Below are 21465 nucleotides of genomic sequence, written 5' to 3'. Positions count from 1 at the left end.
GCTCACTGAGCGCGAATCGCGTCGGCGGGCGGAGTCCGCAGCGCCTGCCGCGTCGGCAGCTCGATGGTCAGGAACGCCGTGACGGTGACCATCAGCGCAAGCCCGGGCAGCAGCCACACCGGCCCCGCCGGCCAGGGACGACCGAGGAAGCCCTGCCCCAACAACGCCAGCGGGATCGCGGAGAGCAGCAGTGCCGTGGTGAGTGCGGTGGCGGCGGTCACCGCGGCCTCGCGGCGCATCATCGCCCGGATCTGGCGGGGAGTTGTGCCGTTGAGCCGCAGCGCACCCAACTCCACCCTGCGCTGAGCGGTCGCCGCGACCAGCTTGTTGGCGATGCTGAGCAGCAGATAGACGAGCAGCACGATGATGGTGGCGAGGTTGATCCAGACCTCGGGCGGTGCGTCCTCAAGTCCGCCGGTGGAAGGGGAGTTGGCAGGCCCGAGGGTCAGTCCGGGACGGGCTGCGGCGAGAGCCGTGAGGTTCTGCCGCGCCTTCGCCGAACCGTCCGTACGGATCAGGAGGGACTGGTCGAGGGCCGTGGTCGTGTGCCCGGCGGCCAGATCGTGCGACAGCACCACCGTGCCGAAGCCGAGCCCCCGCCCGTACACGGCAACGACCTTGGCGGCGACGCGAGTTCCGTCCCCGAGGACCAGATCCACCGTGTGCCCCACCGTCGCGGAACGCGTCCGCGCGACATCACTGCTGACAGCAACTGTCGCACCGGACAACCGACTTGGACTGCCGTCCCGCACGTCGAGGTCGAGAACGCCCGCCGCGTCCGGCGTGAGGATCGTCGCCGAACCCGACTCGGCCACCGGGTCACCGAACTGCTGGTACTCCCACACCACGGTGGTCGTCCCGACGGACGCGGCGGCCTTCACTCCGGCCGTCTTCCGTACGGCGGCGAGGGTGTCGGCAGGAAGCCCGCCCAACGCGGGTGCGCTCAGCCGTAGTTGGGCCAGCGTCCCGGTGCTGGTGTCCTGGGCGGTGGCGGCCAGTACGGTCGTCTGGGTGAAGGTGTACGTCAGCACGAACACGACCGCCATGGCCAGCGTGGACACGATCCCCGCGTTGCGCAGGGCGTAGGCACGCAGGTTGGCCATCGCCAGCCAGGTAGGCGCGGAAGCCCCCGACCTCGTCGCTCGTGCCGCCGCACCGCCGATGCCCCGCACCAGCGCAGGGCCCGTCAAGGCCAGGCCGATCGCCCCGATGATGCCGGCGAGGGAGGTGGCCGTAGCGCCGATGACCGTGCGGGAGAAGAGCGGCAGGGCCGACATGGCAGTCGCTACGACCATCACGGCCACGCCGATACGGGTCCGGGCCCGCGACGGATCACGCGGCTCGCTGCGCGACTCGGCGACCGCCTCGGTGGCCGGCATCCGCGAGGTGCGCCACGCCGAGCAGCGGGCCGACACCTGAACGGCGAGGAGCATCAGCACGACGGCCGCGAGCGCGGGCAACGGGCCCAAGGTCAGGGGCAGTTCGGCCGGTATGACGCCCCGGTCCGCGAGCAGTCCGCGGAACTGTCCGGCCAGCAGATAGCCGAGCCCCACCCCGGGCGCCACGGCGACGGCGGCCACGACGGTGGACTGCGCGGCGGCCAACCGCCGAATCTGCTGCGGAGTTGCGCCGACGGCCCGCATCAACGCCAGGTCCCGCCGCTGCCCCCCGATCGCCACGGCCAGCGCACTCGCCATCACAAACCCGGTGATCAGCAGAACGATCCCGGAGAGCGACCCGGCGAGCAGCACCAGCAGCGAACGCGAAGCCCCGGCCCCGGGCGCGGCCGTGTCGCCCCGCTCGGCGCCGGTGAGGGTCAGCAGCCCGGTGCCCTTCAGCTTCGTACGGACCTCGGCGGCGACCCGTGCCTCGGCACCGGGCGTGGTGCGCAGACCGACCAGATCAACACGGTCCGCACGACCGGCCAGACCTGACATTCCTACGGCCGTCTTGTCGGCGAAGTAGACACCGGCGCCCGGGGTATTGACGACCGCTGATACGCGATAGCCGCTCGCGGGACGGGAGTTGACGACGACCTGGACGCGGTCACCCGGCTTGATACCGGCAGCGGCGGCGGTCGCACTGTCCACGGCGACCTCACCGGAACCGGTCGGCGCGCTGCCCTCGACATGCGTGTCGGCCAGCAGCTTCGTCGAGGACCAACCGTGCCCCGACACCTGAGGATCTCCGGACGACGACGCTACGACCCGACCGCGCGCGTCGACGAGAGCGGCCGGGAAGCTGATGTCGCCGACCGACGCGGTAACGCCCGGCAACTGGCCCAGTTCACCGACCAGTTGGGCCGGAATGCGACGCCGTTCCGGGAGGGCGAGCGCGAGGTCACCGGCCGGGTGGAACTCCTGGTCGGCCGCGACCACGACGGAGGCTCCGGCGAGGCGCCCGGCGGGAAGGTGAGAACGGAGGCCGGACTCGGCGAGAACGCCGGTGGCGGTGATGAGGGCCGCGCCACCGAGGACCGCGCAGGCAACGGCGATCAGCGCGGTGACGCGGTGACCGACCATCTGTATCGCGAGTCGGAACATGGCTCAGGCCCTCCCCAACTCGACGAGACGGGCGGCGAGTTCTTCGGCGGTCGGGGCCTTGAGGGCGTCGACCACGCGGCCGTCGGCCATCACCAGCACGTGGTGCGCGCGGGCGGCGGCGGCCGGGTCGTGGGTGACCATCACGACGGTCTGGCGCAGGTCGTTCACGAGGTCGCGGAGGAGGTCCAGGACCTCGTGGGCGCTGCGCAGGTCGAGCGCGCCGGTCGGTTCGTCGGCGAACACGACCGCCGGGCGGGCCACCAACGCCCTTACGACGGCGGCCCGTTGCTGCTGTCCGCCGGAGAGCTCGGCCGGGCGGTGGGACAGCCGGTCGGCCAGGCCGACGCGCTCCACCAGCGTGCGCAGCCAGTCGCGGTCCGCCTTACGGCCCGCCAGTCGGAGCGGCAGGGTGATGTTGTCCTCGATGGAGAGGGAGGGGATCAGGTTGTACGCCTGGAACACGAACCCGACGCGCTCGCGCCGCAGTTGGGTGCGCTTGGTCTCGTTCAGCCCGGCGATCTCGTGCCCGTCGATACGGACACTGCCCGACGTCGGGGAGTCGAGCCCGGCGGCACAGTGCATCAGCGTGCTCTTGCCGGAGCCCGAGGGGCCCATCACGGCGAGGAAGGTGCCGCGTTCCACGGTCAACGACACGTCGTCCAGGGCGCGTACGCCTCCGGGATAGGCCTTGCTGACGCCCTCCAGGGAGATAGCGGCGGTGGTCGTGGCCGTGGCTGTGGTGGCCGTGGTGTTCATCGCCGGCCCCGCAGGTTGCGTACGACGAGGGTGCCCGCGCACAGGACGGTGACCGCGCCGCACACCAGGTGCACCCAGGTGTCGGCGCCGCCGAAGGAGGCCGCCATGTTGGTGAGCGCGCTGGCCACCACCACGATCCAGAGCAGGGTGCGGGCGATGTCCCCGGGGCTGAGGCGGTCGGGATCGGTGGCCGTCGGCTCGGTCATCGGATGGGTCGTCGGATGGGTCGTCGGCTGCGGCATGGGGTGTCTCCCGAGGTCAGGTGGGTCTGGTGCCGTTCCTGCTGTCGTCACCGACGCTATGGATCGGCACCCCTCGCGGCCGATCCCGCAGCCCGCCCGGTTCGGGGTACAGCAGGCTGTACTCCCCTCTTTCTCCGCTCACGGAGAACTCCCGTACGGCATAGGGTCGTTCGCATGACAACGAGCGCGAGCGAGGCGGGCGGTGCGGCGGCCGTCCAACGCGAGAGCTTCAAGGACATCGCGCTACGGACCCTGAGCGCCGCGGGCCGAGCCGTCGCCCAGCTCGCCTCCGGCCTCAACACGGCTGTCCTCGCAGCGCTGTTGCTGCTCTGGCTGGCGGTCACCGCCGTGACGAGCGTCGTCGGGGTGGGGCTGCTGATGGCACCGACTCCGCTGCGCGCTCTGCACGCCCTGGCCGGCCGGGAACGCGCCCGGCTCGCCCGCCGGGGCCCCGAGGTGGTCGCCCCGCAGCCCCCGCCCACCCGGCTGCGGCTCGCCCTCGTCGACGCCACCACCCACCGCGAACTCCGGTGGCTGGTACGGCACTCCACCCTGGGGCTGCTGCTCGGGCTGCTCGGCGTCCTGCTGCCGATCACCGCCGTACGGGACACCGCGTTCCCGCTGTACTGGACGTTCATGCCGGAGAACACGACGGCCACGTCCCTGGGCATCGGCAACGCGCAGACCTGGCCGGACGCCCTCGCCGTGGCGCTGCTGGGCGTGGGCTGGATCGCCATCATCCTGGGACTGACACCCGGCATGGCCCGGCTCCAGTCGGGCCCCGGACGACGGCTCCTCGCGGCCGGTCCAGACGTCGATCTCTCCCTGCGCGTCGCGGAGTTGACCGCCACCCGAGCCGCCGCGCTCGACGCCCACGCCACCGAACTCCGGCGTATCGAGCGCTCGTTGCACGACGGCGCGCAGAACCGGCTCGTCTCCGTCGCCGTGTTGCTCGGCGCGGCCCGCCGCATGGTGGCCCGCGACCCGGCCGGTGCCGACGAACTCCTCGAACGCGCCCAGTCCGCCGCCGAGACGGCGTTGGCCGAGCTGCGGACGGTCGCGCGCGGCATCCTGCCGCCGGTGCTGGCCGACCGGGGGCTCGCGGGCGCGCTCTCCGGTCTCGCGGCGGACTGCGCGGTGCCGTGCCGGATCGACGTGGACGTCCCCGAGCGCTGCGCGGCCTCCGTCGAGGCGACCGCCTACTTCGTCGTCGCCGAGGCCCTGACCAACATCGCCAAGCACAGCGGGGCCCGGCACGCCACGATCACGGCACGCGGCAGCGGCGGGCGGCTGGTGCTGTCCGTGGAGGACGACGGCCAGGGTGGTGCCGACGCGGACGGCGGCTCCGGGCTCACCGGCATCCGCCGCCGGATCGCGGCCCACGACGGCGACCTCACCCTGACCAGCCCGCCCGGCGGACCGACCGTCCTGACCGTGGATCTCCCCTGTGGCCGGTGAGTTGGGGATCGTGACGAGCAAAGAGAGCCCGCGATGCGGGACTTGAGCAGTGGAACTTGAGCTGTGGAGCCTGAACTGTGAGCGTGGGACGTGAGACGACGTGAGGCCTGACATGCGGATCGTGATCGCCGAGGACGACGCGTTGCTGCGCGAGGGCCTCGCCCTGCTGCTGCGCGCCGAGGGGCTGGACGTGGTGGCCACCGCCGGCAACCCCGACGAGGCCCTGGACGCCATCGACGTCCACAAGCCGGACGTCGCCATCCTCGACGTACGGATGCCGCCGACCCACACCGACGAGGGGATCGTCGCCGCGGTCGAGGCCCGACGCCGGCGCCCCGACCTGGCGGTGCTGGTGCTGTCGGCATACGTGGAGCAGAGCTTCGCGACCGAGCTGCTCGGGGGCGGGGTGAGCGGTCTCGGCTATCTGCTCAAGGAACGGGTGGGCCGGGTCGAGGAGTTCCTCGACGCCCTGCACCGGGTGGCGGCGGGCGGCACCGCCATCGACCCGGAGGTCGTCGCCCAACTCTTCACCCGCTCCCGCCAGGACACCCGCCTGGAACGGCTCAGCCCCCGCGAACGCGACGTACTCGCCCTGATGGCCGAGGGCTTGGGCAACTCCGCCATCGCCGAGAAACTCGTCGTCACCGACGGCGCCGTCCACAAACACATCCGCAGCATCTTCGCCAAGCTCGACCTGTCCCCGACCGACCAGGTGGACCGCCGGGTCGCGGCGGTCCTGCGCTACCTGGAGGATCTACGGCGGCTGGGCTGAGGTTGTCCCCCGGCCCTTGGTACAGCTGGCTGTACGGCGGACCGGCCAGCGGGCTGGATCGATCACTGAGTGCCGTCTCCCTAGGTTGGTGAACACACCGCAAGCCGGTGCGAGCGACCACCAACTCCCAGGGAGACAACCCATGATGACGTTCCGTCAGCTCACCGTCGCAGCCGCACTGGCCGCCGTGGGACTCGGCCTCGCGACGCCCATGGCGAGCGCCACGGAGTCCCGCCGCAGCACGCTCCAGCAGAGTGTGGACGCGATCGAGAAGACGGGAACCGTCGCCGTCGTGGCCCAGTCGACGGGCCCGGACGGACGGCGCTACGCCACCACCGGGGTGTCGGACACGACCACGGGCCGGGCGGCCCGCGTCACCGACAAGTTCCGGATCGCGAGCAGCACCAAAGCATTCGTGTCGACGGTGATGCTCCAACTGGTCGGCGAGGGACGGGTGTCGCTGGACGACACGGTCGAACACTGGCTGCCCGGCACGGTGTCCGGGAACGGGAACGACGGAAACGCCATCACCGTAAGGCAGTTGCTGAACCACACCAGCGGACTGTTCAACTACACCGCCGACTTCCCCGCGATCAGCTCGGTGGCGGACTTCGAGGCGGACCGCTACACCACCTGGACCCCACAGCAGCTGGTCGGCATCGCGATGCGGCACGCCCCGGACTTCGCGCCGGGCACCCAGTGGGAGTACTCCAACACCAACTACATCCTCGCCGGAATGATCATCCAGAAGGCCACCGGCCACACCTGGCAGCAGGAGGTGACCCGGCGCGTCATCCGCCCGCTGGGCCTGCGCGACACCTCCGCGCCCGGCACCTCGGCCCGTATCCCCGGCCAACACCTGCACGGCTACTCGGACTTCGGCGACAGCGGCCCGACCATCGACGTCACCGAACTCAACCCGACGGCCGCCGGTTCGGCCGGCGCGATGATCAGCACGACCGGCGACCTCACCCGCTTCTTCTCGGCCCTCCTGGGCGGCAAGCTCCTGCACCCGGCCCAACTCGCCGAGATGAAGACGACGGTACGAGCCGCCTCCCTCGACCCCGTCTGGCCCGGCGCCCGTTACGGCCTCGGCCTGATGGAGATCCCCCTGACCTGCGGCGGCGTCTACTACAGCCACGCCGGCGACCTGATGGGCTACACCACCCGCGACGGAGTCAGCGCGGACGGCCGCCGGACCGTGGTCCTGGAGGCGACGGGCGACGGCGCGCCCGATCTGTCCACGGAGATGGCGCAGAACGCGCTGATCGACACGGAACTCTGCGCCACAGCACGGAAGTAGCGCCCGGCCTCAGCCGGCGGCTTCGACGAAATCGGGCCGCCGCATGCCATGGAGATTGCGGTACGCGGCCCTCCCCGGCGAGCTCCAGCCCTCCAGCAGCGCGGGATCGGGCCGGTACACCTCGACACCCAGCGGACGGCAGACGTCCAACGGATCGCGGGCGTCCGGACCCCAGAGCGGGACGGAGAGATCGCCGCCGGGGCAGGTGGACAGCGCGCACAGCAGATCGGTCTCGGCGAAGAACTCGAAGTGGTCGCCCACGCGCGCCGGGCAGTCCTTCATGAAGTACTGGTCGTCGTCGTTGAGGCCGGTGCACTGGAAGACGTTGAGCACGTCGTGCACGTCGAACTCCGTGAGCCCGTACGGCAGTACGGCCCGGACCAGGTTCGAGTGACAGTGGAAGTCGAAGTCCTCGCCGGTGAGCATACGGTTGACGTACGGGTCGCAACGGGTGCCCAGCAGATCGTGCACGCGTCCGCCGTCGCCGTCCACGCCGTAGTCCGCGAGGGTGTCGTCGGTGACTGTCAGCAGGGGGCGCAGGAACGGCAGGGTGGACCAGATCCGGTCGTACGTGGAGATGTGCGCGCGCTGCAACTGGCGGGTGCGGGCGGCCCACATGCGCTCGCGCGGGTCGTGCAGGTTCCACACGTTGAGGTCGCCGACCTGGGGGCCCTCGACGGTGACGATCCGGCACAGGTGCCCCTCGGGGACGGTCCAGGCGCGGCCGGAGCGGATCGGTATCTCGAAGGAGTCCACGAGTTCGTGGCGCACCCCGGCGAAACGGTCGTAGAAGGCACGGTCGACGTCGAGGGCGCCGCCCTGGGTGGCCTGGTAGGCGGCCGCCGCCTTGGACGGGGCGGGCGCGGGGGGCGCGGGGGGCGCTGTGCGGGAGGTCATCGCTTGCCTTTCGCTGCCGTGGTCGTAGGGGTCGTACGGGTCGTAGAAGGCGTACGGGCCGTCCGAGTACGGGTCGTAGGGGTCGTACGGGAGCTGGCGCGTACGGCATCCAGCACCATCCGCTCGGATTCGTCGAGGTAGAGCCGCAGCGCGGCCGTGGCGTCCATGCGCCGGCCGCCGCGGATCAGGTCGCAGATCTCGCGGTCACGGGCGACCCACGGTGCCTGGAAGGCGCCCTGGTCCGCCATCACCGCGAAGGCCAGACGGAGTTGGGCGATCGTCACCCGGAAGAAGCCGTCGAGGCGGGCGCTGCCCAGTAGGGCCACCAGCGACTGGTGGAAACGCAGGGACGCGGTGCCGACCTTGTCCCACGCCTCGGCGTCCACGGCGAGTTCGGCCGCGGCGACCTTGGCCTCCATCGCGTCGAGCAGCGGTTCCGGGGCGAGCGGGCTCGCGTCGACGGCGCTGAGTTCGAGCGTGCGGCGGGCGAGGTAGATGTCCGTGACGTCCTCGGCGGCCAGGGTCTTCACCGCCGTGCCCTTGTGCAGCTGCTGCACCACAAGGCCCTCGTCGTGCAGGGTGCGCAGGGCCTCCCGCAGGGTGTTGCGGGACACCCCCAGCTCGGCGGAGAGCGCCACGTCCCGCAGCGGGGTGCCGGGCGGCAGCTCACCCTCGACGATGCGTTCACGCAGCACATCGGTCACCAGGACAGGCCGTCCGGCGGCTGCCGCCGCGCCGTTCAGAGTCGACATGCCCCCACCCTAGCGCACGATCTGTTGAACAAAACAGGAGCGTGCCGCATGTGCGGCATCCAGGAAATTCCGACCTTTTACTTGACTGAAACACCCACCCGTCACCATCATCAGCAGCCAGATTGTTCAACAGTTTCGCTGTCAGTCTCAGTCTCCCGGTCGAGAGGCCCCCTCATGCGCGTGACCCTCCTCCGCTCCATCACCGCCGGCTTGCTCCTCGCCCTGTGCGGCTGTTCGAGCGGCTCTTCCTCGGCCGGTTCGGGCACGATGACCGCCGGCACCCTGACCGTGGGATCGGACCTGACCTATCCGCCGTACGCCTATCTCGACGGCAAGACCCCGGCGGGCTTCGACCCGGACATCTCGCGCGCCCTGGCGAAGGCGTCGGGGCTGAAGTCCACGTTCGTCGACACCCGCTTCGAGCAGCTCATCGCCGGGCTCGGGACCGGTCACTTCGACGTGATCGCGTCCGACCTGTACATCACGGACGCGCGCAAGAAGCAGGTCGACTTCATCCCGTACTTCACCACCGGCAACTCGATCGTGGTGCAGAGCTCGGGCGGCTACCGGCCGACCGTGGTCACCGACCTGTGCGGGAAGTCCGTCGCGGTGATCAAGGGCGGCCAGATCGTCGAGAAGCTGCGCGGCGAGGCGAGCACCCAGTGCAAGGCCAAGGGTGAAAAGGCCGTGGACGTAAGGGAGTTCGGCACCGATCCCGAAGGCACTCAGGCGCTGCTGTCCGGCCAGGTCGACGCCCAGGTCACCGACGGTGCCGTGGCGAAGGCGGCCGCCGACAAGACGAACGGCCGGCTCACCATCTCCTCCAAGTCCCTGATCTACCCGGTCCAGTCCGGACTGGCGGTCAAGCGCGGCGACACCGCCCTGAAGAAGACCCTCACCACAGCACTGGCCGAACTCAAGAAGAACGGCACCTACGCCGAGCTGCTGAAGAAGTACAACCTCGGCCAGGCTCAGGGGAGTTGACGGACGATGGGCAGCTTCGACTGGAGTTACACGTTCGGTCTGTTCGCGGACGCCGACCTGTGGCGGGCGGCCCTGCTCGTCGTCGAACTGGCCGTCTCCGCCTGGGTGATCTCCACGGCACTGGGCCTCCTGGTGGCCCTCGCCCAGCAGTCCCGCCTACGTCCGCTACGCCTGCTCGCCGCCGGATACGTCTGGTTCTTCCGCAGCCTGCCGCTGCTGGTCCTGCTGATCTTCGTCTACAACTCCCCGCAACTCTTCCCCGACTTGAGGCCCCTGCTCTCCAGCCCCTTCGCCGCCGGCCTGGTCGCACTCGTGCTCAGCGAGACCGCGTACATCGCGGAGATCCACCGCGGCGGCCTGCTCGCCGTGGGCAAGGACCAGGGCGAGGCGGCACAGGCACTGGGCATCCCCTACGCGGGAGTCCAACGCCATGTGGTGGTACCGCAGGCGTTCCGCGTCGCGCTCCCCGCGCTGGGCAACGAGTTCATCAGCATCCTCAAACTCACCTCCCTCGTCAGCTCCATCTCGCTCGCCGAACTCCTGCTGGTCGGCCAACGCCTCTACACCCAGAACTTCCTGGTCCTGGAGACCCTGCTGGCCGTAGCGGTCTACTACGTCCTCCTGGTCACCCTCTTCGACCGCCTCAGGGCCCTGCTCGAACGCCGCCTCGACGTGCGAAAACGCCGTACGAAAGCGGCAGTTGGCCACGTCCCCGAGGGCAGCGAGGTCCTGGCCGCACCGAGGCGGACCCGCCCCCGCACCCCGCACGAGGGCGAGGCGGTCGTGCGCGCCCGGGGCCTGCGGAAGTCGTTCGGCGCGGTGTCCGTCCTGAACGGCGTGGACCTCGATGTGCACCGCGGCGAGGTGGTGGCCGTCATCGGCCCTTCCGGCTCGGGCAAGACGACCCTCGTCCGCACCCTCAACCACCTCGAACAGCCCGACGCCGGCAACGTGGAGATCGACGGCCGCCCAATGGGCGGCCGGGACCGCGAACTCGCCGCCCAGCGCCGCCGCGTGGGCATGGTCTTCCAGCGCTTCAACCTCTTCCCGCACCGGACAGCCCTCCAGAACATCACCCTCGCCCCACTCCAACAGCGGCTGTACGAGGGCCGGTCGGCCGCCGAAGGCCGGGCGCGGGAGCTGCTCCGCAAGGTCGGCATGGACGCCCACGCGCACAAGTACCCGCACCAGCTCTCCGGGGGTCAGCAGCAACGGGTCGCCATCGCCCGGGCGTTGGCGATGGACCCCAGCGTCCTCCTCTTCGACGAACCGACCTCGGCCCTCGACCCCGAACTCGTCGGCGAGGTCCTCTCGGTGATGAGCGAACTCGCCGCCGACGGCACGACGATGGTCGTCGTCACCCACGAGATGCGCTTCGCACGGGAGGTCGCGGACTGGGTGGTCTTCATGGACCAGGGCCGCGTCGTCGTCCAGGGTCCGCCCGCGACGGTCTTCGACAACTCGGGGGAACCGCGCCTGGAACGGTTCTTCGCGGCGATCAGCACCGCGTGAGTTCGGCGACGTCGATGGGTTCCGTTCTTCGGTGTTCGGTCTCGGCGGCCACCTGTGCGAGAAGTCGCAGCGCCGCCTCCGACGCCGTACCGGAGTCGGCGGTCGCCACGACGATGCGCTGCCCCTCCTCCTGCGGAACGTTGAGGGTCTGGAGGTTGAGCCGCACGCGGCCGACGATCGGATGGTGCATGCGGTAGGTGGCGAGGTCCCACTCCCGCACCCGGTGCTCGGACCACATCGCGGTGAACTCCGCGCTCTTCATGGCCAGTTCGCCGATGAGTGCGGCCAGCAGGGGATCATCCGGATGCCGCCCGGCGGCGAGCCGCGGCTTCCCACCACGTCCCGGGCCTTCCTCGCCCAGTCTGCGTCGTACAGGTCCGAACGGCGCGTCTTCAGGAACTCGTCCAACTTCGGCTGTTCGTCCATGAGTTGAGCATCGGGCACGGAGTCGCGGGCCGGTCTGCCACCGGCGAAGGCGACCACGGTGTGCCGGTCTCGCAGATGACGACCGGGGTTGATTCAAGTCCCCTGTGCACCACGGCTGTTCGAACTGGCAAGTGGCGAAAAGTCCTGGGCGCGTTACATGAACCTGTTGAGCGGCGGGAGCGATGGGTAGAACCTCAGTGCGCGCGGCGGGCCCTCGGGGGATTTCTCCTGCCCGGACTGTGGCCTACCTCTGGCCTGTGGGCCGTTCGCGAGTACGTGCAGGTGGCAGGCCCTCAGGAGGAGGCGGTGTTGGCTGCGAGGAATGGCCAGATTGCGTGGCAGAAGAGCAGTTACAGCGGTGCGAACACTGAATGCTGCGAAGTCGCGAACCTCCCGGCCGAGATCCGGGTTCGTGACTCCAAGCGCCCAGAACGCGATGTGCTGCGGTTCTCCTTGCCGACATGGAGAGTCGCGCTAGCGTATTTCGGCAGGGGAGAGCCTGCCGGAGGCAGCGATGAACAGTTGTGATCCAGCCGATACCGCCGGGCATCCGAAGACCGGCCGTGGAGAACTGGCGAGATACTGCGTGGTGACCGGCCTGATCGCCGCGGCGGCGGGGGCGGGAGCGTCGTTGGTCGGCGGGACCGCGGTGGTACGTCTTGCGGTGTGGGCGCTGGTCCTCGTGCTGACGGCCGCGGGGGCCGGCTGGTGGTGGGCACGGGCACCGGCTACTGCTCATCGGTGGACGGTGGGTCTCTTGGCGCGTCCGGCAGGGAGGGCCGTACCGATTCAAACGCCTTCGCGAAAGTCCTGACGAGAAGGATGGCCGCACTGAAACTGCCGCCCACGCACGCCTCGGGCGGAATGCCCATCCGGATGCCCGCGTAAGCCACCAGGGTCAGCGTCGCCGAGGAGAACACGGCCAGCGCTGTCAGGTTGCGCAGCACCCTTATCAGGTCATTCGTGTGTGCCCTTCTGCGCCGTATGGCGTTGTCCGCGTCACCCTCGCGCAGACGTCGCAGCCGTGAACAGGCGTCGTCACTGGTGATGCCCTGGGCCGTGAGAGAGCCGAGCACCGACGGGTCGTGCGGGGGACTTGGACGTTCCCGACCGGCCGTCGTGGTGGGTGGTCGGCCGTTGCTCGGACCGGACTGCCGGTCCTTGCGCCTCCGTTTCACGTTCGCCATGGCCTGTGCCCCCGTCGGTGCTTGGTCCGCAATGCTCAGGAACGGTTCATTTGGTCGAGTAGATCGTCGATGAACGCGGCTGAGGCTTCGGGGTTCAATGCCTTGTCGGTCAGATCCTCGAAGCACTCCTGGTAGTGCGCGACCATCTCGCGGTTGTCCCGGTTGGTGAGCACACCGCCCGGTCCGGCCACGTACAGCACGTCCTCGTCGTCGTGGAAACCGAGGAGCAGGAAGCTGTCCTCCAGGCTCGCGTGGGCGCCCGCGCTCAGGGGCAGCACCCGCAACCCGATCTTCCCTTCGGCGGCAAGCTGTTTGATGTGTGTCAGCTGCCCGCGCATGGTGCCGGTGCCACCCACCAGGCGCCGCAGTGCGGACTCGTCGACGATCACGTTCACAGCCGGGCCGTCCTCCGAGAAGACGCGTTCCTGTCGGGCCGTGCGGAGGTCTACGTTGCGTGCGCGGGGCGTGGACGGAGGGGAGGCGCGGAAGAACGCGGTCATGTAGTCCGTGGTCTGCAACAGGCCGGGGATGAGCGTGGGGTGGTACGTGCGAATGCTGTCCGCCGCGTTCTCGTAGCCCAGGTACTGGGCGAACGGAGGGGCGATGACGTCGTTGTAGTCCGACCACCACGACTGGCCTTTGCTGCCGCGTGCCGCCTGTTCAAGCTCCTTGACGACCCCGCCGTCCGTCACTTCGTACAGGCGGAGCATCGCCTGGAGATCAGTGACGGACAGGCTCACCGTGCCCGCCTCGATACGGATCACTTTTGACAGTGACCACTCAAGACCGTCTGCGGCATCGCGTTGAGTCAGCCCCTGTTTGTCTCGCGCAGCCTTCAGCGCGAGCCGCAGCTTGCGGCGGTTCAGACTGGGGTCCGTGGCAGTGGGCATTGGGCTCCTTCTGGGACGCACTGACCGCGCCTCAGATCTGCCTGCCGCGCGACCAGCGCATTCGGGCATGGTCGAGCACAGCGCCGCAGCGCCGGCCCAGCCTCAGCATACGAGCTCGCGAGGCAAGTAGCACCTAGCCACAGCCGGATAGCTGTTTTCGAATAGGTTCCACTCAAATGGGTGCAGGCCGATAGAGGCCGTCGATATGAATGTTCCCTAAAAGCCACATGTCTAATCGACCACTAGAGCGACACCGCGTAAAATGTGTCGAACATCACGCCAGAAGGGGATTCACCCAGGTCAGGACATCACCCCGACAGCCTCACCCACTTGCGAGAAAAGTTAGGTAAGCCTTACCGTTCCCATTCGTACCACTCAGGGCCCCGACCACCCACCGGTCCGCCCGCGGCAAGCGCTCCACCGACGCAGCCTGGCCGTCCTCCGCCAAAACCGCTCACAGGACGGGCCCGTGAATCACTCCACCTTCGGTCTGTACGACCCTGCCCGCGACCACAGCGCCTGCGGCGTCGGCTTCCTCACCCGTCTCGACGGTGTGCCGAGCCACGACGTCATCGTCAAGGGCGACGAGGCACTCCGCGCCATCCCGCACCGGGGCGGGAAATCCGCCGAGGGCGTCGGCGACGGCGCGGGAGTGAGCGTCGACCTGTCGGTGGAGTTCTTCAGCGCGCTCACCGGCGAGGAGCTGCGCGCCGGGCACTTCGGCGTCGCCAACTGCTTCGTGCCGACCGACTCCGACCGTCCCGAAGCCGCCCTGCACCTCGTCGGCCGCAGCATCGCCGACCAGGGCTTCGACGTACTGCTCGTCCGCGACGTCCCCGTGGATCACAGCGTCGCCCGCCCCGCCGCCGAGCCGCACCAACTGCCCATCGTGCAGTGGGTGTTCCGCGCCCCGGCCGACTGGACGCGCGCCGATGCCGATGCCGCCGCCCACCGCGCCCTGCTCGCGATCGAGGCCGTCGCCTACGCCGACGACACCTACGCCGGGCTGTACCCGCTGTCGCTGAGCGCCCGGACCCAGGTGCTCAAGGGGCGCCTCAACTCCGGTGAGATCGTTGGGTACTTCCGCGATCTCCTCGACCCCCGGCACTCCGTCCGCTCCCTCTATTTCCACACCCGGTTCTCCACCAACACCGAGCCGCACCCCACCATGGCGCAGCCCTTCCGCCTCATGGCACACAACGGCGAGCTCAACACCGACCGCAAGAACCGGCTGAGCGACGAGGCCCTCGCCCGCGCCCGGACCCGGAGCATTGTTCGCCCACCCGGGCAATCGGACTCCAGTCGGCTCGATCAGACGCTTCAGAGCCGGGTGTTCGACGACGGCCTGGACCTCGTCGAGGCCGTCGTGTCGCTCATGCCGCCCGCCTGGGAGAACGACCGCACCCTGCCCGACGCCGTACGGGACATGCTCGAATACTTCTCGCTCTACGAGGAGAAGAACGACGGACCCGCCGCCGTCATCTTCAGCGACGGCGACGTCATCGGCGCCCGCCTCGACCGGCTCGGGCTGCGCCCACTCCGTACCGTCGAGACCGCCGAGTACCTGATGGTGGCCTCGGAGGCTGGTCAAGTCGCCTTCCCGGACGGGGAAGTTGTGCATCGCGGGCGGATCGAGGCCGGCGGCATGCTCGTCGTCGACCACCGCACCGGGCGCCGACTCCGCACCCGCGAGGTCCTCGACGCCCTCGCCACCCGCCGCCCGTACTCCCAACTCCTCGACGCCGCACGGGTGAACCTCGACGACCTCCCCGCCCCCGACTACTACCGCGGCACGACCACCCTCGGCTACGACGGCGATCTCGCCCTCGCCGGACGGTACGTGGCGTACTCGCTGAACCAGGAGAGCTTCCGCTTCCTGCTCGACCCGATGCTCGCCAACGGCTCGGAACGCATCTCCGCGATGGGCTACGGCAACGCCATCAACGCGCTCAGCGACACCGAGGGCGGCATGGCGAAGTACTTCTCGCAGCGCTTCGCCCAGGTCACCAACCCACCGCTCGACAGCATCCGCGAGGCCGACGGCATGAGCATGCGCGTCGCCCTCGGCCCCAAGCCCGACGGCACGGGGAGTGCGGGCAGCGTCGACGGACGCCAACTCGTCGTTTCCTCCCCCGTGTTGGGGCACCTCGACATGGTCCGGCTACGGGACCAGCGCATCGTCCCGCTGGAACGCTTCGACATGCTCTACGACCCGGTCGTCGGCGACGAGACCGCCAACGCCGATGCCTTGCGCACCGCGCTCACCCAACTCTGCGACGACGTCGAGCAGTTCGCGACCCGGCAGGGCGGCATCGCCGTCCTCACCGACCGCGCGATCTCCTCCACCCGCGCGCCGCTCCCCGTCATCCTCGCCGTCGCCGCCGTGAACCAGCGGCTTATCGAGACCGGGCTGCGGCTGCGCGTCTCGATCGTCGCGGAGAGCGGGCAGTTGCCGTCCTCGCACCATGTCGCCACCGCGCTCGGCTTCGGCGCCTCCGCCGTCTACAGCCTCAGCGCGCGACTGCGCGCCGAGGAGAAGCACCCGAGCGCACCGGCGCCCGCGGGCGAAGTCACCGAGACCGACCGGGCGTTGGCACGGTTCCGCAAGGCCGCCGAGAAGGCCCTCGCCAAGACCATGGGGCGGGTCGGGCTGTGCACGGCCGAGAGTTACATCGGCGGCGCGTTCTTCGAACCGAACTACCTCGACACCCGCGACGACGTCTTCGCGCGGGCCTTCCCGCACATGGACGCCCCGGTCGGCGGGGTCGGGTTCGCGCGGATCGCGCAGGCCGCGACCGAGTGGCACGAGCGGGCCCGCGCCGTAGAGACCGAGCAACAGGTGCCGCTGCTGGGCCTGTTCAAGGAACGGTCGGACGGCGCCGGGCACTCCTTCGGCGTCTCGGCGGTGCGCGGCTTCGGCGACATGGCCGAAGAGCGCCCGGAGTTCGGGCGCGAGAGCGACCCGGAGGGCCTCCGCCTCCTCACCCTCGGGCAGCTCGACGACGCGTTCGGCATCACCGACGCCGCCTACCGCAACACCGGCTACGACGCGCTCAGCGACGCCGAGATCGACGCATTCCGGATCACGCCCGGGTACCGCGCCTTCCTGCGGACCACGCACGAGGAGCGCTCGCGCCGCCCCTCCGCACTGCGTGACGTGCTCGCGCTGCCGGCCGATGTCACGGGGCTGCGCACGGCGGAGGAGTTCGCGCGCGAGCTGGGCCGGTTCTCCACAACAGGCAACGCCGGCATCACAGTTCGCGGGGTCACCGCGGAGACCGTGACCGACTCGACCTTCCGGCTGCGCCTCACCACACCGGGTCCCGACGCCGCCGCGCGTCATGCCGCCCTCGCCGAGGGGCTCGCGCACCTGGGCGAGGTCGAGACGGTCGCCGTAGGTACCGAAGGCATCGAGGTCACGGCCACCGGCACCGCCGCCCGCCTCCTCACCCTCCTCCACGGCGCCCCCGCCAGCCGCCAACTCCCCGACGTGCAACCGGCGCACGAGATCACCCGCGCCCTCGCCTCCGGCGCGATGAGCCACGGCGCACTCGTCGCCACCGCGCACGAGGCCGTCGCGCACGGCACCAACATGGTCGGCGCGATGTCCAACAGCGGTGAGGGTGGCGAACATCGGTCCCGCTACGGCACCATCCGCGGCTCCCGGATCAAGCAGTTCGCGTCGGGACGGTTCGGGATCTGGGCGGGCTATCTCGCCGACCCGATGCTCCAGGAGCTGGAGATCAAGATCGGGCAGGGCGCGAAGCCGGGCGAGGGCGGCCAGTTGCCCGCGCCGAAGGTCACCGTCGATATCGCGGCGGCCCGCGGCGGCACCCCCGGCATCGAGCTCATCTCCCCTCCCCCGCACCACGACACGTACTCCATCGAGGACTTGGCCCAGCTCATCCACGACTGCAAGGCCGCGCGCGTCCGGGTCATCGTGAAGCTGGTGTCCTCGGAGGGCATCGGCACGATCGCGGTCGGTGTCGCGAAGGCGGGCGCGGATGTCATCAACGTCGCCGGAAACACCGGCGGTACGGGCGCGGCGGCCGTCACCAGCCTCAAGTACGCGGGCCGTTCGGCCGAGATCGGCGTCGCCGAGGTCCACCAGGCCCTCGTAGCGAACGGGTTGCGGCAGAAGGTCGTCCTGCGCTGCTCCGGCGCCCACCAGACGGGCAGCGACGTGGTGACCTCGGCCCTGCTCGGCGGCGACAGTTTCGAGTTCGGTACGACGGCGCTCATGATGCTCGGCTGCGTCATGGCGAAGAACTGCAACGTGAAGTGCCCGGCCGGTCTCACCACCAACTCCGAGGCGTTCGAAGGCGATCCGCGCGCGCTGGCCCAGTACCTGCTCAACATCGCGCACGACGTCCGCCAGATCCTCGCCCGCCTCGGGCTCCGGTCACTGCGCGAGGCGCGCGGCCGTACGGACCTGCTCCAACTCCTCGACCACCCGGCGAGCGTGGGCCGCCTCGACGTACGGCACCTGCTCGCCCGCGTGCCCGAGAAGGTCATAGCCGAACCGGAGTACCTGGAAAAGGACTTCACCACCGACGACGCCCTCATCGAACGCGTCCGCACCGCACTCGTCGACCGACGCGAACCGACCCTCCTCGTCGACGGCATCCACCTCCGCAACAGCGACAAGTCGGTGGGCGGCCAGCTCTCCATCGACATCGAACGCCTGCTCAACCACCAACAGGCCCCCGATTCCCCCGCGTTCACCACCGACGACCGGGGCCGCCGCCGCCTCGTCGACGACGCGGTCCGCATCCGCACCACCGGCTCCGCCGGACAGTCGTACGGCGTCTTCTGCAACGACGGCATCACCCTCGAACACACCGGCACCGCGAACGACGGCGTCGGCAAGAGCCAGAGCGGCGGCCGGATCGTGGTCCGCGCCCCGGGTGGCGGCAGCACCGAGCGCGGCGGGAACGTCCTCGTCGGGAACTTCGCGCTGTTCGGCGCGACGGGCGGGCGAACCTTCGTACAGGGAGAGGCCGGTGACCGGTTCGCCGTACGAAACTCCGGTGCCACGGCGGTGGTTGAGGGCCTCGGCGACTTCGGCTGCGAGTACATGACCGGCGGTACGGTCCTCAACCTCGGCGGCTTCGGCAAGGGCCTCGGCAACGGCATGAGCGGCGGATTCCTTTACCAGTACGACCCGTCGGGCGAACTGGCCGACCGCGTCAGCGCCGACTCCCTGCTCGTGTTCCCGGTGACCGGCACCGCGCACGGCGCCTTCCACGAGGAGGCCGTACGACTGTTGCTGGCCTGGCATGTCGAGGCGACCAACTCCCCGCTCGCGGCACGCCTGTTGGCGGACTGGGAGGCTCAACGGCAGTACGTGTACTGCGGGATGCCCCGGTCACTGCTCCTCTACCAGGACGCCGGTGAGATCCTCGCCGCGGCGACCCGCAACGAGCTGCTCGACGAACTGGCGACCTCGATCGCCACCGACAAACTCCGTGCGTTCAAGGTCGATTACCGCGACCACCGGACCGTACTCGGCGGCCGTGCACCGGCCTTCGGCGACCAGGGCAGCGACGACATGTTCTCCCTCCTGTCGTCGTACACGGTGCTCGGCGTCGCACAGGACCTGGCGCTCCAGCGGGTGCCGGGCGCGAGCGGACCGGACGATCCACGGGTCACGGAGGCCGTCCGTAACCTCGTCCTCACCGAGGACTTCTTCGTCAAGCAGCGGGTGGTGAAGTACCTGCGCGGCACGCTGGAGCGGTTCGACGACGGCGAGTTGGCGACCCTGATCGCGAGCAAGCGCCTCGACGACTACAAGCGCGCCCTCCGCCAGCGCAACAACCTGAGCGTCGACGCCCCCGGCACCTACGGCTGGATCATCCACCAGCACACGAAGAACGCGGAGCGCGTACGCGCCGCCCGCTTCGACGAGTTGCTCGCCACGGCGGCGCTCGACGACCTCGCCGCCCGCCACACCCGCATCCCGCAGGCCCCGACCGAGACGGTGACCGCGTGACCCTCATGCCCCCGACCGGTGCCCTCATCCCGGCCGACGCACCGTTCTCCGCCCAACAGGAGTCGTGGCTGGCCGGGTTCATCGCCGGCATCGCGGCCGCCGGACGCCGGGAGAGCGCGTCGGCCACCGCGCCCACGGCCACGATCGACGTCCTGTTCGGCACCCAGACCGGCAACGCGGAGTTCCTGGCAGGTGAGTTGGTCGCCGCGGCCCGCACCCGCGGTCTCGGCGGCACCGCCACCGCGCTCGACGAGGTCACCCCCGACCAACTGGCCGCCATGTCGCACGTGTTGGTGATCACCTCGACCTACGGCGAGGGCGAACTCCCCGACAACGCGGCCCTGTTCTGGGAATCCCTCCAGTCCGACACGGCACCGCGCCTCGAAGGAGTGCGCTACGCCGTCCTCGGCCTGGGCGACCGCGGCTACGACGACTTCTGCCAGGCCGCGAAACTCATCGACACCCGCCTCGAACAACTCGGGGCGGGCCGACTCCACGAACGCGTCGACTGCGACGTCGACTTCGAGGACCCGGCGGCGGAGTGGACGACGACGGTCCTGGACCGACTGGTGGCGGAGACAGGCGCGACGGGCGAGCCGGGCGAGCCGCGCAGCAGTAGCGAAGGGGCCGCTGTTCCCCGCCCCCACTCCACCTGGAACAAGCGCAACCCGTACCGCTCCCGCCTCGCGGTGAACCGGCTCCTCTCCGCCCCGCACAGCGCGAAGGAGATCCGCCACTACGAGTTCGACCTCGGCGACAGCGGCATCACCTACGCGGCGGGGGACGCGCTGGCCGTCGTACCGCTGAATGACGAGGAGTTGGTCGGCGCCCTGCTGGAGCACCTGGGCGCGACCGGCGACGAGGAGGCTGCGCGGCTTTTGCGCACGGAACGCGAAATCCGCACCCCCTCAAAGGAGTTGATAGCCGAGCTGGCCGAACGCGCCCCGTCCGGCGAACTGGCGGCGGTGGTGGCGCAAGGCACCCGCTCCGACCTGGACTCCTGGCTGTGGGGCCGAGACGTCCTCGACCTCCTCCGCACCACCGACCGCGCCACCGCACCCACCCTGCCCGAACTGCTCCCTCTCCTAAGGCCGTTGCAGGCCCGCCAGTACTCGATCTCGTCGAGCCCGCTCGCCCACCCGGACCGCATCCACCTCACGGTCGCGTCGGTGCGCTACGGCGCCGGGCAACGCCGGTACGAGGGCGTCGCGTCGACGTACCTCGCGGATCGGGTCGGCGGCGAGGACGCGACCGTAGGCATATACGTGCAGCCCAACGCCTCGTTCGGCGTCCCGGCGGACGACGACGCCCCGATGGTGATGATCGGCCCCGGCACGGGCATCGCACCGTTCCGCGGCTTCCTGCACGAGCGCGCCGCGCGGGGCGCCTCCGGCCGCAACTGGCTGTTCTTCGGCGACCGCAACCGCGAGACCGACTTCGTCTACGAGGACGAGCTGAGCGAACTCCGGACGCGCGGCGTGCTCACCGAACTCGACCTCGCGTTCTCCCGCGACCAGGCCGAGAAGGTGTACGTACAGACCCGAATGCGGGAACGCTCAAGGGAGTTGTACGGCTGGCTGGAGGACGGCGCGCATGTGTACGTCTGCGGCGACGCCTCGCGGATGGCGAAGGACGTGGAGACGGCGCTGCTGGGTGTCGTGGCCGAGCAGCGCGGACGCGGGGACGACGACGCGGCGGAGTATCTCGCGGATTTGCGGCGGGCCAAGCGCTACGTACGGGACGTGTACTGA

Annotated in this window: 17 protein-coding genes and 1 pseudogene; 9 read left to right on the top strand and 9 right to left on the bottom strand. The window is 70.0% G+C overall.

Annotated features, from left to right (window positions below):
- Positions 1-2: 2 nt before the first annotated feature.
- Genes OG588_RS26425 through OG588_RS26415 form a run of 3 tightly spaced genes read right to left on the bottom strand, consistent with a single transcriptional unit; the run spans position 3 to position 3541 of the window.
- Positions 3-2543, bottom strand: a complete 2541-nt coding sequence (locus tag OG588_RS26425; protein WP_405949454.1) for an FtsX-like permease family protein — start codon at positions 2541-2543, stop codon at positions 3-5.
- Between the two features lie 3 nt (positions 2544-2546).
- A complete protein-coding gene (locus OG588_RS26420) occupies positions 2547-3299 on the bottom strand; it encodes an ABC transporter ATP-binding protein (protein WP_405949453.1) in 753 nt (250 codons plus the stop codon).
- Positions 3296-3541: a hypothetical protein gene (locus OG588_RS26415; protein ID WP_405949452.1), complete on the bottom strand. Its 246-nt coding sequence runs from the start codon at positions 3539-3541 to the stop codon at positions 3296-3298. The genes OG588_RS26420 and OG588_RS26415 overlap by 4 nt, the downstream gene beginning before the upstream one ends.
- Before the next feature lie 174 nt (positions 3542-3715).
- Here OG588_RS26415 and OG588_RS26410 point away from each other — a divergent pair, with 174 nt between their 5' ends.
- From OG588_RS26410 to OG588_RS26400, 3 genes are all read left to right on the top strand, one after another.
- A complete protein-coding gene (locus OG588_RS26410; protein WP_405949451.1) occupies positions 3716-4999 on the top strand; it encodes a sensor histidine kinase in 1284 nt (427 codons plus the stop codon).
- Positions 5000-5111: 112 nt separating this feature from the next.
- Positions 5112-5771, top strand: coding sequence for a response regulator transcription factor (locus tag OG588_RS26405; RefSeq protein WP_405949450.1), 660 nt, complete (start codon positions 5112-5114; stop codon positions 5769-5771).
- 142 nt (positions 5772-5913) lie between these two features.
- Complete coding sequence (locus OG588_RS26400; RefSeq protein ID WP_405949449.1) at positions 5914-7074, top strand: serine hydrolase domain-containing protein; 1161 nt, start codon at positions 5914-5916, stop codon at positions 7072-7074.
- Positions 7075-7083: 9 nt separating this feature from the next.
- On the opposite strand, the gene OG588_RS26395 is transcribed toward OG588_RS26400, so the two are convergent.
- Together OG588_RS26395 and OG588_RS26390 are read right to left on the bottom strand one after the other, a co-directional pair.
- Entirely contained in the window at positions 7084-7971 is an 888-nt protein-coding gene (locus tag OG588_RS26395) for an urea carboxylase-associated family protein (protein ID WP_405949448.1), read from the bottom strand.
- Complete coding sequence (locus OG588_RS26390; RefSeq protein WP_405949447.1) at positions 7968-8723, bottom strand: GntR family transcriptional regulator; 756 nt, start codon at positions 8721-8723, stop codon at positions 7968-7970. Before OG588_RS26390 ends, OG588_RS26395 begins: the two co-directional genes overlap by 4 nt.
- A 174-nt stretch (positions 8724-8897) precedes the next feature.
- Here OG588_RS26390 and OG588_RS26385 point away from each other — a divergent pair, with 174 nt between their 5' ends.
- The 3 genes and pseudogenes from OG588_RS26385 (at position 8898) to OG588_RS26375 (ending at position 11219) form a co-directional block, all read left to right on the top strand.
- Entirely contained in the window at positions 8898-9707 is an 810-nt protein-coding gene (locus tag OG588_RS26385) for an ABC transporter substrate-binding protein (RefSeq protein ID WP_405949446.1), read from the top strand.
- Between the two features lie 6 nt (positions 9708-9713).
- A pseudogene (locus OG588_RS26380) lies at positions 9714-10367 on the top strand (amino acid ABC transporter permease); the annotation flags it as partial.
- Positions 10368-10436: 69 nt separating this feature from the next.
- On the top strand, positions 10437-11219 hold the full coding sequence (locus OG588_RS26375) for an amino acid ABC transporter ATP-binding protein (protein ID WP_405953221.1): 783 nt from the start codon (positions 10437-10439) through the stop codon (positions 11217-11219).
- Here the strand turns inward: OG588_RS26375 and OG588_RS26370 are convergent.
- Positions 11206-11487 (bottom strand): hypothetical protein, encoded by a 282-nt coding sequence (locus OG588_RS26370; RefSeq protein WP_405953220.1) that lies wholly within the window; start codon positions 11485-11487, stop codon positions 11206-11208. The two genes, OG588_RS26375 and OG588_RS26370, sit on opposite strands and share 14 nt — an antisense overlap.
- Positions 11478-11645 carry a hypothetical protein gene (locus tag OG588_RS26365; protein ID WP_405953420.1) on the bottom strand — a complete coding sequence of 56 codons (168 nt, stop codon included), beginning with the start codon at positions 11643-11645 and terminating at the stop codon, positions 11478-11480. The genes OG588_RS26370 and OG588_RS26365 overlap by 10 nt, the downstream gene beginning before the upstream one ends.
- 75 nt (positions 11646-11720) lie before the next feature.
- Between OG588_RS26365 and OG588_RS26360 the strand changes: the two genes are divergently transcribed.
- Positions 11721-12173, top strand: coding sequence for a DUF397 domain-containing protein (locus tag OG588_RS26360; RefSeq protein ID WP_405949445.1), 453 nt, complete (start codon positions 11721-11723; stop codon positions 12171-12173).
- Positions 12174-12373: 200 nt separating this feature from the next.
- Here OG588_RS26360 and OG588_RS26355 read toward each other — a convergent pair whose 3' ends face one another.
- On the bottom strand, positions 12374-12832 hold the full coding sequence (locus tag OG588_RS26355) for a hypothetical protein (RefSeq protein WP_405949444.1): 459 nt from the start codon (positions 12830-12832) through the stop codon (positions 12374-12376).
- Between the two features lie 35 nt (positions 12833-12867).
- A complete protein-coding gene (locus tag OG588_RS26350; RefSeq protein WP_405949443.1) occupies positions 12868-13722 on the bottom strand; it encodes a helix-turn-helix transcriptional regulator in 855 nt (284 codons plus the stop codon).
- A 469-nt stretch (positions 13723-14191) separates the two neighbouring features.
- Between OG588_RS26350 and OG588_RS26345 the strand changes: the two genes are divergently transcribed.
- Both OG588_RS26345 and OG588_RS26340 read left to right on the top strand, forming a co-directional pair.
- On the top strand, positions 14192-19714 hold the full coding sequence (locus OG588_RS26345) for a glutamate synthase-related protein (RefSeq protein ID WP_405949442.1): 5523 nt from the start codon (positions 14192-14194) through the stop codon (positions 19712-19714).
- A gap of 5 nt (positions 19715-19719) precedes the next feature.
- Complete coding sequence (locus OG588_RS26340) at positions 19720-21465, top strand: sulfite reductase flavoprotein subunit alpha (RefSeq protein WP_405953219.1); 1746 nt, start codon at positions 19720-19722, stop codon at positions 21463-21465.

The sequence above is a fragment of the Streptomyces prunicolor genome (assembly GCF_045162825.1).
GTDB classification, from domain to species: domain Bacteria; phylum Actinomycetota; class Actinomycetes; order Streptomycetales; family Streptomycetaceae; genus Streptomyces; species Streptomyces prunicolor.
The sequence above is the reverse complement of the archived record's forward strand: the minus strand, read 5'-3'. Positions and strand labels throughout refer to the sequence as shown.